1 protein-coding gene is annotated in these 207 nt (G+C 60.4%); it reads left to right on the top strand.

From position 1 onward, the window contains the following. On the top strand, positions 1-207 hold a 207-nt coding region (locus G3N93_RS41360; protein WP_206135677.1), incomplete at both ends, for a hypothetical protein.

Genomic DNA, 207 nt, shown 5'->3' with positions numbered 1-207 from the left:
CCGTCGACGTCGAAGTCGACAACGATGTGATCGAACTGTTCGCCGACGACAAGCCCGTCGAGGTCGAGGTCGACAACGACGTCACCGAACTGTTCGTCGAGCTGAGCCCCGTCGACAACGAACCAATCGAGCTGGTGGCTGACGACAGACCCGTCGACGTCGAAGTCGACAACGAAGTAATCGAGCTGTTCGCCGACGACAGGCCCG

Origin of the sequence: Burkholderia sp. Se-20378, from assembly GCF_017104665.1 — a bacterium.
Classification (GTDB): domain Bacteria; phylum Pseudomonadota; class Gammaproteobacteria; order Burkholderiales; family Burkholderiaceae; genus Burkholderia; species Burkholderia lata.
The sequence above is the reverse complement of the archived record's forward strand: the minus strand, read 5'-3'. Positions and strand labels throughout refer to the sequence as shown.